Source organism: Bartonella sp. P0282 (genome assembly GCF_048452985.1).
GTDB classification, from domain to species: Bacteria; Pseudomonadota; Alphaproteobacteria; order Rhizobiales; family Rhizobiaceae; genus Bartonella; species Bartonella choladocola.
The window spans coordinates 209,925-222,496 of sequence record NZ_WTFO01000003.1 but is presented as its reverse complement, the minus strand read 5'-3'; the positions used below and the strand labels follow the sequence as shown (position 1 = coordinate 222,496).

The 12,572-nt window shown below is 48.5% G+C and carries 14 protein-coding genes, 1 tRNA gene and 2 CRISPR repeat arrays (1 of these 17 only partly in view); of the genes, 14 read left to right on the top strand and 1 reads right to left on the bottom strand.

Annotated features, from left to right (window positions below; genetic code table 11):
- Window positions 1-16 precede the first annotated feature (16 nt).
- From GQS64_RS10020 to GQS64_RS09970, 11 genes are all read left to right on the top strand, one after another.
- Entirely contained in the window at window positions 17-1,150 is a 1,134-nt protein-coding gene (locus tag GQS64_RS10020; protein WP_198231478.1) for a phage late control D family protein, read from the top strand.
- A gap of 47 nt (window positions 1,151-1,197) precedes the next feature.
- Window positions 1,198-1,788 (top strand): phage baseplate assembly protein V, encoded by a 591-nt coding sequence (locus GQS64_RS10015; RefSeq protein ID WP_198231477.1) that lies wholly within the window; start codon window positions 1,198-1,200, stop codon window positions 1,786-1,788.
- Window positions 1,789-1,934: 146 nt separating this feature from the next.
- A complete protein-coding gene (locus GQS64_RS10010; protein WP_198231476.1) occupies window positions 1,935-2,354 on the top strand; it encodes a hypothetical protein in 420 nt (139 codons plus the stop codon).
- Window positions 2,344-3,480 carry a baseplate J/gp47 family protein gene (locus tag GQS64_RS10005; protein WP_198224027.1) on the top strand — a complete coding sequence of 379 codons (1,137 nt, stop codon included), beginning with the start codon at window positions 2,344-2,346 and terminating at the stop codon, window positions 3,478-3,480. Before GQS64_RS10010 ends, GQS64_RS10005 begins: the two co-directional genes overlap by 11 nt.
- The gene (locus GQS64_RS10000) at window positions 3,473-4,156 is read left to right on the top strand and encodes a phage tail protein I (RefSeq protein ID WP_198231475.1); all 684 of its coding nucleotides are present in this window, start codon (window positions 3,473-3,475) and stop codon (window positions 4,154-4,156) included. The genes GQS64_RS10005 and GQS64_RS10000 overlap by 8 nt, the downstream gene beginning before the upstream one ends.
- A complete protein-coding gene (locus GQS64_RS09995; RefSeq protein WP_198231474.1) occupies window positions 4,149-5,708 on the top strand; it encodes a phage tail protein in 1,560 nt (519 codons plus the stop codon). The genes GQS64_RS10000 and GQS64_RS09995 overlap by 8 nt, the downstream gene beginning before the upstream one ends.
- A complete protein-coding gene (locus GQS64_RS09990) occupies window positions 5,678-6,355 on the top strand; it encodes a hypothetical protein (RefSeq protein ID WP_198231473.1) in 678 nt (225 codons plus the stop codon). The genes GQS64_RS09995 and GQS64_RS09990 overlap by 31 nt, the downstream gene beginning before the upstream one ends.
- A gap of 143 nt (window positions 6,356-6,498) precedes the next feature.
- On the top strand, window positions 6,499-6,705 hold the full coding sequence (locus GQS64_RS09985) for a Com family DNA-binding transcriptional regulator (protein WP_198222469.1): 207 nt from the start codon (window positions 6,499-6,501) through the stop codon (window positions 6,703-6,705).
- Complete coding sequence (locus GQS64_RS09980) at window positions 6,671-6,898, top strand: hypothetical protein (protein WP_198222471.1); 228 nt, start codon at window positions 6,671-6,673, stop codon at window positions 6,896-6,898. Before GQS64_RS09985 ends, GQS64_RS09980 begins: the two co-directional genes overlap by 35 nt.
- Complete coding sequence (locus GQS64_RS09975) at window positions 6,895-7,635, top strand: DNA methyltransferase (protein WP_198222473.1); 741 nt, start codon at window positions 6,895-6,897, stop codon at window positions 7,633-7,635. The genes GQS64_RS09980 and GQS64_RS09975 overlap by 4 nt, the downstream gene beginning before the upstream one ends.
- Window positions 7,632-8,342 (top strand): pyridoxal-phosphate dependent enzyme, encoded by a 711-nt coding sequence (locus tag GQS64_RS09970; protein ID WP_198231472.1) that lies wholly within the window; start codon window positions 7,632-7,634, stop codon window positions 8,340-8,342. The genes GQS64_RS09975 and GQS64_RS09970 overlap by 4 nt, the downstream gene beginning before the upstream one ends.
- Before the next feature lie 163 nt (window positions 8,343-8,505).
- Here the strand turns inward: GQS64_RS09970 and GQS64_RS09965 are convergent.
- A tRNA-Ser gene (locus GQS64_RS09965) sits at window positions 8,506-8,595 on the bottom strand.
- 519 nt (window positions 8,596-9,114) lie between these two features.
- On the opposite strand from GQS64_RS09965, the gene rplU reads away from it, so the two are divergent.
- From rplU to GQS64_RS09950, 3 genes are all read left to right on the top strand, one after another.
- Window positions 9,115-9,600 carry a 50S ribosomal protein L21 gene (gene rplU / locus GQS64_RS09960; RefSeq protein ID WP_075914085.1) on the top strand — a complete coding sequence of 162 codons (486 nt, stop codon included), beginning with the start codon at window positions 9,115-9,117 and terminating at the stop codon, window positions 9,598-9,600.
- A 22-nt stretch (window positions 9,601-9,622) separates the two neighbouring features.
- Window positions 9,623-9,892 (top strand): 50S ribosomal protein L27, encoded by a 270-nt coding sequence (rpmA, locus tag GQS64_RS09955; protein WP_075868982.1) that lies wholly within the window; start codon window positions 9,623-9,625, stop codon window positions 9,890-9,892.
- Between the two features lie 116 nt (window positions 9,893-10,008).
- On the top strand, window positions 10,009-10,608 hold the full coding sequence (locus tag GQS64_RS09950; RefSeq protein ID WP_246798546.1) for a GNAT family N-acetyltransferase: 600 nt from the start codon (window positions 10,009-10,011) through the stop codon (window positions 10,606-10,608).
- A 640-nt stretch (window positions 10,609-11,248) separates the two neighbouring features.
- Window positions 11,249-11,943: a CRISPR direct-repeat array (repeat unit 36 nt; unit sequence GTTGTAACAGATTAGAAAATGCGGTCAAGCCGCAAC).
- Window positions 11,944-12,379: 436 nt separating this feature from the next.
- Window positions 12,380-12,572: a CRISPR direct-repeat array (repeat unit 36 nt; unit sequence GTTGTAACAGATTAGAAAATGCGGTCAAGCCGCAAC); it runs 229 nt beyond the window's last position.

The following is a 12,572-nucleotide window of genomic DNA, read 5'->3' as shown; positions in this document are numbered from 1 at the left end:
GCGAAGGTGAAAAAATATGACACCACGCGAACCCGCATTTATTGTCAAATATCAGGGCATGGATGTCACCGCCGAGTTTGGTGGTTATACAACGGCTATCACCTATACCGATAAACGCCATGGTGAAAGTGACGAATGCCAGCTTGATATGCACAATGCCAGTGGCGAATGGATGGGTATTTATGCGCCACAGGATGGCGACAAGATGCAGGTCTGGTATGGCTACAGCGACGAGCTGGTTTTTGCCGGTGAATTTACGATTGATGAATGGTCCGTCACGGGTGACAGCAACGGCGATAAAATCAGCATTAAGGGGTTGGCCGCGCCCAAGACGCAAGCCTTGCGCACCAAAAATACGACAGCTTTTGAAGAACAAAGCCTATCGGAAATCGTCCAGAAAATTGCCGCAAAACATGGGCTGCAAGTCGAGGGCGAGATTGAAGATCTAAAGTTTCAGCGCATTACCCAAAACGGCGAGCGCGATCTGGAGTTTTTAAAACGCTTGGCTGATGATTATGGCCATTATTTTACTGTTAAAGGTAGCAAGCTTGTTTTTACCAGCCGCGACGGCTTGCGAGCGCGTGAGCCGGTGTTTAAGGTTGATCGTATTGCTGATGTCGGGCAGCTCTTGAAAAGTTATGATCTTTCTTTTGCTGACCATAAGGCAGCCAAAAAGGCCGAAGTCAAGTTTGAACACCCACGCCGCAAGGCATTGGTAGGGGCTGAAGCATCCAGTGCGGATGATTTAGGTGTGGTGACTTCAAGCGGTGATGTGATGAAGCTGAACGTCCGTGTCGAAGATGAAGAACAGGCCAAGCGCATTGCAAAGAGCAGGCTAGACCAAAAGAATGCGCAAAAGGTGACTGGCACGCTTGATCTCGTCGGCACCCCCACTGCCGTTGCCGGAAGCGTCATTGTTCTTAAAAATTTTGGTCTGTTTGATGGACGCTATCTGATTGTTGAATCCGAACACAAGAGTGAGCGCTCAGGCTATTCAACCAGCATCCAGATTGAACGGGCGACCGACAAGAATATTCAAGACGGCAAAAAAATAAAGAAGAAGGCCAAGAAAAGCGGCAATGCAGCCAATTCGTCCGATGGCGTTGATGATCTTGGCATTGTTCATGCCGACGGGAGTGTCACACAATGAGCCCCGAAAAGTTGCAGACTTTTAGAATAAGGTGAAGGAGATAAGTTATGAGCGGTCCGCGCCATGGCATTGTGCGTGAAGTCAACGACAAAGGACACGCGCGTGTTGAATTCCGCGACGCTGATAATGTCGTCAGCTATTGGTTGCAGCCGGTGCAGCCTTTGGCCTCGGGCGAACAGAGCCGCTCTTATTGCATGCCCGAAGTTGGCAGCCAAGTGTCATGCTTTGTTGATGAACATGCACAAGAAGGCGTGATATTAGGCGCAGTCTATTCGGATATAGACCAACCACCGACCCAAAACCCGGCACAAATTGTCAATGAATTGCGCGGCGGGCGGCGTGATTTGTACGACAAGGACACGGGCGAATATTTATTGGAACAAACAGCACCCCATACAATCAAGATCGGCTCGTCTGTTGTTGAAATTACACCGACTTCTATCAGCATGACGGTGGGCGGTGCCGGCATAGTGATAGGCCTCGGGGGCAAAATACAATCAACCGGCGATATGAGTCATAAAGGCAATGCAAAATTTGAGGGCGGCTCTTTACGCCACAATGACAAGAATGTAGGATCAGACCATCATCATGAGGGTGTGACGCCCGGTGGTGGCACAACTGGCGATCCTTTGGCATAATTTGCGCTCACGCCATAGGCCTCGAGGAGCGGCAAAAAGTTGCCGACGGCCTTGCGGAACCAAAAGTTCGTTTTCAAGACACATTTTTGACCAACACGGGCAACATGCCCGTGCCAGCATTCACGCGCACGCGATAAGCTTGCGCCATGATGATAGAACGCTCGGAAATCCCGTATATTCATTGGCAAAAGCGGCTTGTGGCTGCTGGTAGCGATATGTTGTCTGGTGAAATTGTCAGCGATTTTTCCGATATTGAGCAGGAAATCACAGTCATTGTCAGCACCATGATCGGCTCCGTGCCGACCGACCCGGCGAAGGGGTGCGATCTGATGCCGTTGATTGATATGCCGAGCGAAGAAGCAACACCCTTGATATGTCAAAAAATTTGGGATGCAATCACCGCTTGGGTGGTGCGTGTAGAGGTTGACACTATAACAGCGACGCCCGTTGATATTCACCATTGGAAAGTTACCATTCCATGGCGGCCGCGCGGCGATGTGTTGGCACAATTCAAAAACTTTGACTTGAATGTGCAGTTGGCCGGAGGTTTTGCCTATGCGTCATGACCGTGAAGGGCCTTATAGCTTGCAAACCTTGGCGGCTTTGCCCAAGCCATCAATCTTTGAAACCGACCCGCTTAAAATACGCGACCGGATGATCGACTATTTTGAAAAGCAAACGGGACGCAAATTATATAACGCACAAGTCGAAATGTACCTCATTGAAACCTGGGCTTATGGGTTTTCGTTGGCCATGCAGGAGGCACAGGCACAGGCGCTCGATTATCTTGTTGCATATGCAAGTGAAAGCGGCTTGACCGAACTTGCCGCAAACCGTTGGACACCGCGTTTGCCTGCATCTAAGGCCAGCGTGTTGTTGACATTTTCATTGACCGATCGGCGCAATCAGAACGTCCTCATTCCGGCTGGCACACGCGTTAGAGGTGGCAATGGCAATGACATCTTTCTAACGCAAGACGACGCGATCATCGGTGCCGGTCAAACGTCGATAGAGGTTTTGGCGTTGGCACAAAATGCCGGATCCCGTGCCAATGATCTGACGGCTGGCAGCATCACCACCTTTCTTGACCCGATTGGCGGCGTGCATGTCACAAACAAAGCGGCGCCTGATGGCGGCTCGGATATAGAACCGCTTGAAGCTTGGCGCTTGCGCATTGCCAACGCGCCAGAGCGTATTAGTCGCGCAGGCCCCGCCGATGCCTATCGTGAAACCGTGATGGGTGTTTCTAGCCAGATCGTTGATTGTGCGATTGTCCGGCCGCAACCTTGCTATATCGACATTTACGTTTTGACCGCCGAAGGTGATGCAGGAGCCGCCTTAAAAAACCAGGTTTTTGCCGCATTAGACCCCGAAACAATCAGACCGCTTGGCGACCAAGTGACGATGAAAAATTGTGATGCCATCACATGCGCTCCGCATGTCGTCATTTATTGCCGCGCTGCCGCTGGCGTTATCGAAGCCCAAGCCAAGACATTGGTTGACAACGTTAAAACCGCATGGCGCGAAAGGCTGGGTGGCATTATCGCACCGTCCGATTTGGCTGACCCGATCAAGCACATTGGCGGCGTCCTCGATGTAGATGTGCAGAATCTTGTCTTTCAGCAATTGCAGCCATGGCAATTTATGGCCAAGGCCGACGTAACAATCGAAATGAGGCTCACCGATGGCTGATGAAAGCAAGACCCGCCTTGACCCGAAAACATTGCCGCCTGCCGTGCGTGATGCTTTTAACGTGCCATTGATGGAGGCCTCGGCCGCGCTTTTGGATGGCGTTGATTTTCGGCTGGTTCTGGCCGAATTTATCGACACCGCACCCGCTGCCAGTCTGCCGGCGCTCACCAGAGAATTGTCCCTCGAGGACTTGATAGAACCGGGCTTGACCGAAGACGTGCAGCGCCGTCTTCTAAAACGTTGGTATGAGATCCATGAAGCTAAAGGGACACTATACGGCATTCGGCTGGTCCTATCTTTGCTCGGCATGCAAGTACGCTGGACGCAGTGGTATGAACGCGAGCCGAAAGGACAGCCTGGCACACACCGCGCGGTGGTGTTTCCTCGAGAGGCAATTTTTGACGCACAGGACGTTTTGCTGGATCCGCGGATGCAGAAGATCGCACGGCGTGCCATCGAGAATTACGCACGAAAAAGCCAATTCGTTGAAATGTTCATAGGGCTTTCAAACCAGAACACTATCCATCCGGTCGTAGTTTCTCAACAATCGCGAAAAATCCGTATTAATGGCCCGCAATTGGGCGACCAGAAACATTCAATTCATTCATATCTCGGCGGCGGCGCATACGCATATCGGCGCGTGCGCGTCAATGCCAATGGAGGCCTTTATGACTGATAATAACAATCGCTATTTCACTCTTCTAACCGACAAGGGAAAATTCAAGATTGCCAAGGCTGCAGCTGATAAGGGCGAGGTCAAATTTTCGCATTTTGCCATTGGTGACGGCGGGGGCCAAGAGGTGAACCCGACGCCCAACCAGACCGCGCTTGTGCATGAAGTCTGGCGAGCGCAACTGGACTCGGTTGAGATCGACCCCAAAAATCCTGCGGCTATTATTATCAATGCCATCATCCCGCACAATGTCGGCGGCTGGTGGATGCGCGAGTTTGGGCTTTTTGATATAGATGGTGACATGCTTGCGGTGGTCAAACCGGCGCCATACTACAAAGCCACGAGCGCGGAAGGACAACTGGAAGATGTCTATTATGAATTCCAGTTGGTTATCGGCGAACAAGCGCAAGTCGTTGTGCTGGTTGACCCGTCCATTCTTTGGGCGACGCGTGAATATGTCGAGACGCGCCGCATTCCAGCTTGGCAATTGATGAATACGCCATGGCTACCGGTTAAGGCCTTGGATATTACCACCCCGCCAACAAGCAACAATCAGGGTGACACCTATGTCATTCCTGCCGCGTCCAAGGGCGCCTGGAAAGACAAGACCGGACAACTGGCCGAGTGGAATGGCAAGGCTTGGAATTTTATCCAGACGCGCGACGGCCATGGCATCGGCTTGCCGGATGGTTCGATTTATATCAAAATTAACGGCGTCTACGTACCACTGACCGACCTTTTTGACAAACGATACGCCAAATTCCCGGAGCCGCCTGCCACCACATTTTACGTAGTGGGTCCGACCGGAAATGACAAAAATAGCGGCTTGAAGCCGACACCTGCCGACGGTTTTGCAACGATACAAGGCGCAATCGATAAAATCAGCGCAAGATACATGTCAACATCGGCCATAACGATCAATGTTGCGCCGGGCGTTTATGATGGTTTTTCTATCACGAAATCGATGATTCCAAGCTGGGTAATCAAATCGGCGGCTGGAAACAAAAAATCGGTGTCGGTCCTCGCGACAGACCCCAAAAAACCGGTACGAAGTGCATGCCGGACCGGCTTTGGAACGCAGGTTGACCTTATGAATATGACATTGGCGGGCTTGGATGATACCGTTTCAACGACGGGCGGAACGATCAAGATTTATAGTTGCGACATTACCCTTGGAAGCGGTGCTAATTCGCAAGCCGTCGTGTCTTACGGAGGGTCCATAAATATATATGGGGAAATGAATATATCCGGCAGTGGCATCGTCCTTTTTCGCGCGACTGGGAGAGGTGATATTAGCCTCGGTTTTTTTGGTGGTGATGTGAAAATTCCATTAAAAATAATATACAACAACGTGAAAGCCACGTGGGCTGCGTTGTTGGCTGAAGGATGTTCAACCTTATCATGTTTCGGAGCGGTCGTCACTTTTGACGGAGTTCCGGATGGCATGGCTTACACGGCCTTTGAAAACGGGGTTATCAGCACACATGGTTCGGGCACTAATATATTTCCCGGCACGCGGCCAGGATGGGTAGGCACTGGCGGCGTTATAAGTTAAAGTTAAGGGGATTAAAAATGTATGTACCGACGAATTGGTATTGGCTCGCTAGCGATGGCCGCGTTTATTCAAGCGAAAAACAGGCTATCGTCGATTCAGCCGACAAAGATTATTCAGCGTGGCAAGCTGCAGGAAACCCGCCTACTCCATGGCCAAAAAATGAAGATGGCGACGAAACAGATGGGGCCCTTGCCGCAGTTCTTGCAAACTACGGCCTGAAAATGTTCCCAGCGACTTTGGCTGAAACTAAAGAAGCCCAAAAGTCACGTGTTGATGCAGCGGCCGAAAAAGAACGTCTTAAATACATAACGAACGGTGTCGGACAGTCGATGACCTATCAGACAAAATTCGAACAGGCGGTGGACTATTCAAAAAAATATGCGGCTCATACGGCGGACCCGAAAAATGTAAACCCGCCGGATGAAAATGAATTTCCCTTATTGCAAGCAAGTATTGGCATTGACGGATCTTCAATGATTGAAGTGGCCGAGACTGTCACATATGCGTATGCAGTGTGGGAAAAGATTGGTGCTGCTATTGAAGGCATTCGGTTAAAAGCAAAAGCTGCTATTGGCGAAGCAAAAACAGAAGAAGAAGCGGAGGCAATCTTGAGCGCCATTCAATGGCCAAAAGCAAAACAAGCGTAGACGACCGGGCTGGTTATCCAGCCAACGGGGTTGGCGTTGCAACTGAACCCCGCCCGACAGAAAGAAGCATAACGTCGCGGCCGCTTATCATCACCGTTTAAAGAGATGATTTCGCCGCTTTAAGACGAAATGCTTGACAAAACATGAAGGAAATTAGATGCGGGCGCTGCCACGCCCTTCTGGCCAAGGCGGATAAAGTTGGAAAACTTGAAATAAAATGCCGGCGGTGCCGGTCATTTAATATTGTAGAGGCCATTGAAAACGAGCCCTTAAACGGACTGCCACAAGAAGAGCAGGAAGGAAAGGACAAGGATAATGGCTACACCGCGACAAGGTGCTTTTGCTCGTAATTTTGGCATTAGCCCTTTTTCTGTTTTGAACGCCCGCGAAGGTTGGTGGCAAAAGCGAAAAAAACAATGGCATTGCTTAGGTATAGAAAGTCACCAAGGCCGGGGCCAAGATTTGCTTTTTTCTAAAACAACCTCCGCGTTTTTGACCAAAGAAGGTAAACAGGCGTTTATTGCTCGGAGGGGGGAGTTATGAGCAAATTAGAAAAGGGCATAGGCGGTACCTCGATATTCGACCCCGTGCTGTGTGAACTGCTTTATCATTGGTTTTGCCCGAAAGGAGGTCTCGTGTTAGACCCTTTTGCGGGCGGTTCGGTACGAGGCATCATAGCTACATTACTAGGTCGCAGCTATATCGGCATTGATTTAAGCTCGGAACAAATTAAAGCGAATGAAAAACAAGCAGCCAATTTATGCCATGGCAAAAAGCCGAAATGGATCACTGGCGACAGTCGTAACATTGATAGGCTAGCCGCAGGCATCGAGGCGGATTTTGTGCTTTCTTGCCCCCCGTATGCCGATCTTGAAAAGTATAGTGACGACCGGCGCGATCTATCCAACATGAAATACGATGCTTTTAAAGCGGCCTATTTTGATATTATAGCCAAAACCTCTGCACTTTTAAAACCTGATCGCTTTGCCTGCTTTGTCGTGGGCGAGATACGCGCGCCAACCGGTGTGTACCGTGGCCTCGTGCCCGACACGATCAACGCCTTTCAAGAGGCAGGATTAAGCTATTACAACGAGGCTATACTTGTGACACAGGCGGGTTCATTACCGATGCGTGCCGGACGGCCTTTTGAAACCAGCCGCAAGCTTGGCAAATGTCACCAAAACATTTTGGTTTTTGTGAAAGGTGATGCCAAGGCGGCAACAAAGGCCATAGGACCGATCACGTGCGGCGATCTGTCAAAGGCGGAGGTGCCGTTATGAAAAATATATTGCCATCACCGAGGTTGATTAAGCATGACGGTGTCTGGGTTGCCCGCGACGATTTAATCGGTGGCGGTACCAAGGCCCGCTATATATTGCCGTTGTTTGAACAAGCGAACGAGATTGTTTATGCAACACCAGCCCAAGGCGGGGCGCAAACGGCCTTAGCGTGGGCCGCCAAACAAACGGGCAAAAAAGCCACGCTTTTTGTTGCGGCAAGGAAAGAGCCACATGAACGCGCTGTTTTGGCCAAGGCGTTGGGCGCGCAAATCATGCAAGTTCGTCCTGGTTATCTCAACGTTGTTCAAAAACACGCAAAAGAATATTGCCGTGCCACTGGTGCTATGCTTGCCCCCTTTGGGATGGATACGCCAGCCGCGATAGATATTATAGCGGCAGCGGCAAAAGCGACCGGTGCCATGCCTGACGAAGTCTGGTGTGCAAGTGGCAGCGGTACCCTTGCCCGCGCTTTGGCTAATGCATGGCCAAATGCGCGCCGTCATGTTGTTCAAGTCGGACGTAAACTGACGGCTGATGCAGTTGCCGGCGCAGTTATTCATGTTCATCCACAGTCTTTTGCCTCAAAGGCCAAAACGGCACCACCATTCCCAAGCGATTGGTACTATGACGCTAAAGCTTGGCAGATTTGCCAACAAGCGAAAGGAAGCGGAACGGTGCTCTTTTGGAATGTAACAGGTCCGCCATAAACAGTTGCAAGCGAAACGGATTCGCTTGCAACGTCAGAAAGGTGATCGATAAGGCAGAAATCTAACCGCGCGGTGTCTCAAAAATCGTGTAATTCTGTCTCAAAAATCGTGGCGCGCTTCAGGCGCATAACTAAAGAAGTCGTTTCAAAGAAAAGGAAAATCATGGCGGAGAGGGAGGGATTTGAACCCCCGATAGAGTTGCCCCTATGCCGCATTTCGAGTGCGGTGCTTTCAACCACTCAGCCACCTCTCCATAAAGGCGAACTTTATTTGTTAAACAAATATCCGAGCGCGTTAGCGGCTAAATAGCTGGCAATTGGCTTTGACACAAGCCCCTTTTTTTAATTTTTGGAAAATTCCGTTCACCCTTTCAAATCTGTTTTGTTCATTTTGCGCGGGACCACGGGCGCGTTTTTAAAAAACGCATCAGAGTTTTTCGGCTCTTTTGCTGTTTGCCCGACAAAAATTGGTTTGTTGTCAAATGCATCCGGTTTTTCGCCATGATTGCCGGTTAATTCACAAAAAGCTTTCCGGTTTTTTAAAGCTGGTCGATTGACAAGTGAAGAAAACTTCTGCATAAATCGGCCAAAGGCGTAGTGTGTCTACATTTGTGTGAAAAAGTGTATCTGCACTTGCCTAAAATTATGCCGGTCGGTTTTTTAGGGCTGGCAAATTTTAAAAGGCTGATAATTTTAACGACTGATAAAAAGACGGGCTGTCTCATCGCTTTGAAAGTGTTGGACAAGATCCGGATGGAACGAAAGGGTAAAAAATGTTCGCAGTCATCAAGACGGGTGGTAAACAATACCGTGTTTCCCCCAGCCAACTTGTGAAAGTTGAAAAGGTCGCTGGCAATGCCGGTGATATTGTGGAGTTCAATCAGGTTCTCGTTGTTGGCGAAGGTGAAACAGCAACAATCGGAACTCCTGTGGTTGCCGACGCGTTGGTAACAGCAGAGGTTGTTGAACAGGCACGTGCACGCAAAGTTATTGCTTTCAAAAAGCGCCGCCGCCAGAATTCAAAGCGCATTCGTGGTCATCGTCAGGAATTCACCACAATTCGCATTTCCGAAATTCTTACAGGTGGTGCAAAGCCTTCCAAGGCTGCAACAAAGCCGGCTGAAAAAGCAGCAAAACCGGTAGCCGCCAAAGAGGCAGCACCAAAGGCTGAAAAACCGGCTGCAAAGAAAGCTAAAACAGAAACAACCGAAAAAAAAGCAGCGCCGAAAAAGGCAGCCGCTAAAAAGTCGGAAGAGTAAGAGAGATTAAAGGAGAACAACCATGGCACACAAAAAAGCTGGTGGTTCCTCGCGTAACGGTCGCGATTCAGAATCAAAACGCCTAGGCGTTAAAAAATTTGGTGGTGAAGCAGTTATTCCGGGTAACATCATTATCCGACAACGCGGCACACAATGGCACCCTGGCGAAAATGTCGGCATGGGTAAAGACCATACATTATTTGCCCTTAAAGCGGGCAAAGTATCTTTCTGCGTCAAAGCGAATGACCGCTCCTATGTGTCGGTGATTCCGATGGCGGAGGCAGCAGAGTAAGCCGGAGCTCTTAAATAAAACCGGCGTCCCATTGGACCCCGGTTAGCTTCCAAAGCAAATTAAAGGGAAAGATGGGACACCATCCTTCCCTTTTTCTATTGCTCCAGGAGGTAACTATGAGCACTGAATTATTAGAAGAAATAAGAAAGAGGCCGCCCAGAACCTTGGATTGCCCGGTTCTGGTAACTGAAAGGCTTGTTTTACGCGCACCCAATGTAGAAGACATGGACGCCATTGCCGATCTCGCCAACAACCGGAATGTATCTGCCATGCTTCAATCTGTGCCTTTTCCATTCACACGAAAACATGCAGCAGAATACATTCTTCGTTCGGTTGCGGGCGAGATGGGCTATTGCGCCTATGCCATTACAAAAGCCGAGGATGGCGCATTTATCGGCGCCTGTCATATCAAGGACCGCGAAGAGGGCGAAGGCCTGAGCCTGCGTTACTGGATTGGCAGACCCTATTGGAATAAAGGTTATGCAACAGAAGCGGTTGGCAGCCTGATTGATGCCGCTTTCCGTGCAACCGATATTGATGCGCTCTATGTCTCGAATTTTGCGGCCAATAAAGCTTCCCGCCGCGTTATCGAGAAACAGGGCTTTGAATATATCGGAACATCCGAACAAAACTCGCTGGTTTCCGGTCTGGTTATTGCCGATAATTATGTCCTCGAACGCGAAAAATGGATCGGCCAGTTGAGCAAATGCGCCTGAACACGCCCGCTTCAATAATGAGGCCTTAAAAGCTTGGCTGAACAAGCAGGCCTTAAAAACTTGGCTGAACAATCAGGCCTTTTGTAAAAAAGGCCTGATGAGGCCGTTTCAATCGAGCCGATTGGGGTGAGACTGTCCGAGTGGGGCAGGCTCGTTCAGTTTTAGCAACGCTTAAAAATTGGCAACAGCAAACCGGATGTGACAAACCGGTTTATCACGCTGTCTTACGGTTTATCACGCTGTCTTAAAGTCCGCTTTATCAAAGCGGGCTTCTTATTAAGCAGAACGGCGCATTCACAAGCGTTGTAACAACGGAAAGCTTTCCTAAAAAATCGAAACAGCAGTTCACAAAATTGCTTGAGGTCTTTGTAAAAAAAAGCCCGAAAATGTCGGCTGATCCTGTGTTGGTAAAATCGCAACTACCTTGCCCGAACGATGAAATTTCGATATTTTTTTGCCTTACCGGACAAGCAAATTGATCGTGTGCTTATGTGAAAAAATTGTTAGATTTTCAGGTAAAACGTGGAAGACACGTTAAAGAAAATCGAAATTTACCGGTGTTATTTTAATGAAAAACAGCATTTTTTTACAAAAAAATATCCACTTAAACCTTATAAAACAAAGGGTTAAGTGGACATCAGTTGTACCAGATTAGAAAATGCGGTCAAGCCGCAACTGCGATGTTGATGCAGTAGTGTTAACGAATGTTGTAACAGATTAGAAAATGCGGTCAAGCCGCAACCCTGCCGTACCATGGTCGCCAAAAACTGAAGTTGTAACAGATTAGAAAATGCGGTCAAGCCGCAACAATGCAGCCGACCAGCCAACGATTTTGCGAGTTGTAACAGATTAGAAAATGCGGTCAAGCCGCAACCCCGGAAGGCGCAAATCTGCCGGTGCGCGAGTTGTAACAGATTAGAAAATGCGGTCAAGCCGCAACAGAAAAACAAATGAGTAATGAGTATGTTTTGTTGTAACAGATTAGAAAATACGGTCAAGCCGTAACAGGCCGAAGGTGTAATCCATCTGGATCGTGGTTGTAACAGATTAGAAAATGCGGTCAAGCCGCAACTCAGACGGTACGTTATTTGGTCGTATAGGGGTTGTAACAGATTAGAAAATGCGGTCAAGCCGCAACATAATGTCCTGGTAATACAATTCGAGTGCGTTGTAACAGATTAGAAAATGCGGTCAAGCCGCAACAGCTTTTTCACGTCTGACATCTCGAACATTGTTGTAACAGATTAGAAAATGCGGTCAAGCCGCAACACACCTTACCGACTGTCCAATCTATTAAAAGTTGTAACAGATTAGAAAATGCGGTCAAGGCGTAACAGAACCCTGGTAAAACGTATCTATACTCAATCTTTACTTCTTTCACTATGCCGGTTGTTGATTTTATTTTTCAATTATATTATATTTTTCTTGAACACCGAGCCATCCGGAGCGCCACCTTTTTGGTGTTGGGGGTTTCCGACCCAACGGTGTCGTCAAATTTTTCCTTTTTTGCTTTCTCAAATTTTCCAGCAACGTTTGATGTAAATTTGCTGTAAAGTCGTTATATCGAACGATGAAAGTTCGATATTTTTTCAAGGGTGGGTCACGCCAATTGATCGTGTGCTTATGTGAAAATAATGTTAGATTTTCGGACAAAACGTGGAAGATACGTCAAAAAAATCGAAATTTACCGTTGTTATTTTAATGAAAAACAGCATTTTTTACAAAAAAATATCCACTTAATCTTTATAAAACAAAGGGTTAAGTGGACATCGGTTGTAACAGATTAGAAAATGCGGTCAAGCCGCAACAGAAGACCTGCGCGTTCACCATCTTTCTTGAGTTGTAACAGATTAGAAAATGCGGTCAAGCCGCAACACATGAGCTTTTCCTAGACTGCGACGCCGCGTTGTAACAGATTAGAAAATTCGGTCAAGCCGCAACTTTGGCGATGATACACACGTGTT

Bases quoted from the DNA above. Each gene is read 5' to 3' on its own strand.
- GQS64_RS09990 (WP_198231473.1), top strand. From the start codon at position 5,678: ATGGGTAGGCACTGGCGGCGTTATAAGTTAAAGTTAAGGGGATTAAAA.
- GQS64_RS09950 (WP_246798546.1), top strand. From the start codon at position 10,009: ATGAGCACTGAATTATTAGAAGAAATAAGAAAGAGGCCGCCCAGAACC.
- GQS64_RS10020 (WP_198231478.1), top strand. From the start codon at position 17: ATGACACCACGCGAACCCGCATTTATTGTCAAATATCAGGGCATGGAT.
- GQS64_RS10000 (WP_198231475.1), top strand. From the start codon at position 3,473: ATGGCTGATGAAAGCAAGACCCGCCTTGACCCGAAAACATTGCCGCCT.
- GQS64_RS09995 (WP_198231474.1), top strand. From the start codon at position 4,149: ATGACTGATAATAACAATCGCTATTTCACTCTTCTAACCGACAAGGGA.
- GQS64_RS10005 (WP_198224027.1), top strand. From the start codon at position 2,344: ATGCGTCATGACCGTGAAGGGCCTTATAGCTTGCAAACCTTGGCGGCT.
- GQS64_RS09980 (WP_198222471.1), top strand. From the start codon at position 6,671: ATGGCTACACCGCGACAAGGTGCTTTTGCTCGTAATTTTGGCATTAGC.
- GQS64_RS10015 (WP_198231477.1), top strand. From the start codon at position 1,198: ATGAGCGGTCCGCGCCATGGCATTGTGCGTGAAGTCAACGACAAAGGA.
- GQS64_RS09970 (WP_198231472.1), top strand. From the start codon at position 7,632: ATGAAAAATATATTGCCATCACCGAGGTTGATTAAGCATGACGGTGTC.
- rplU (WP_075914085.1), top strand. From the start codon at position 9,115: ATGTTCGCAGTCATCAAGACGGGTGGTAAACAATACCGTGTTTCCCCC.
- GQS64_RS09985 (WP_198222469.1), top strand. From the start codon at position 6,499: ATGAAGGAAATTAGATGCGGGCGCTGCCACGCCCTTCTGGCCAAGGCG.
- rpmA (WP_075868982.1), top strand. From the start codon at position 9,623: ATGGCACACAAAAAAGCTGGTGGTTCCTCGCGTAACGGTCGCGATTCA.
- GQS64_RS09975 (WP_198222473.1), top strand. From the start codon at position 6,895: ATGAGCAAATTAGAAAAGGGCATAGGCGGTACCTCGATATTCGACCCC.
- GQS64_RS10010 (WP_198231476.1), top strand. From the start codon at position 1,935: ATGATGATAGAACGCTCGGAAATCCCGTATATTCATTGGCAAAAGCGG.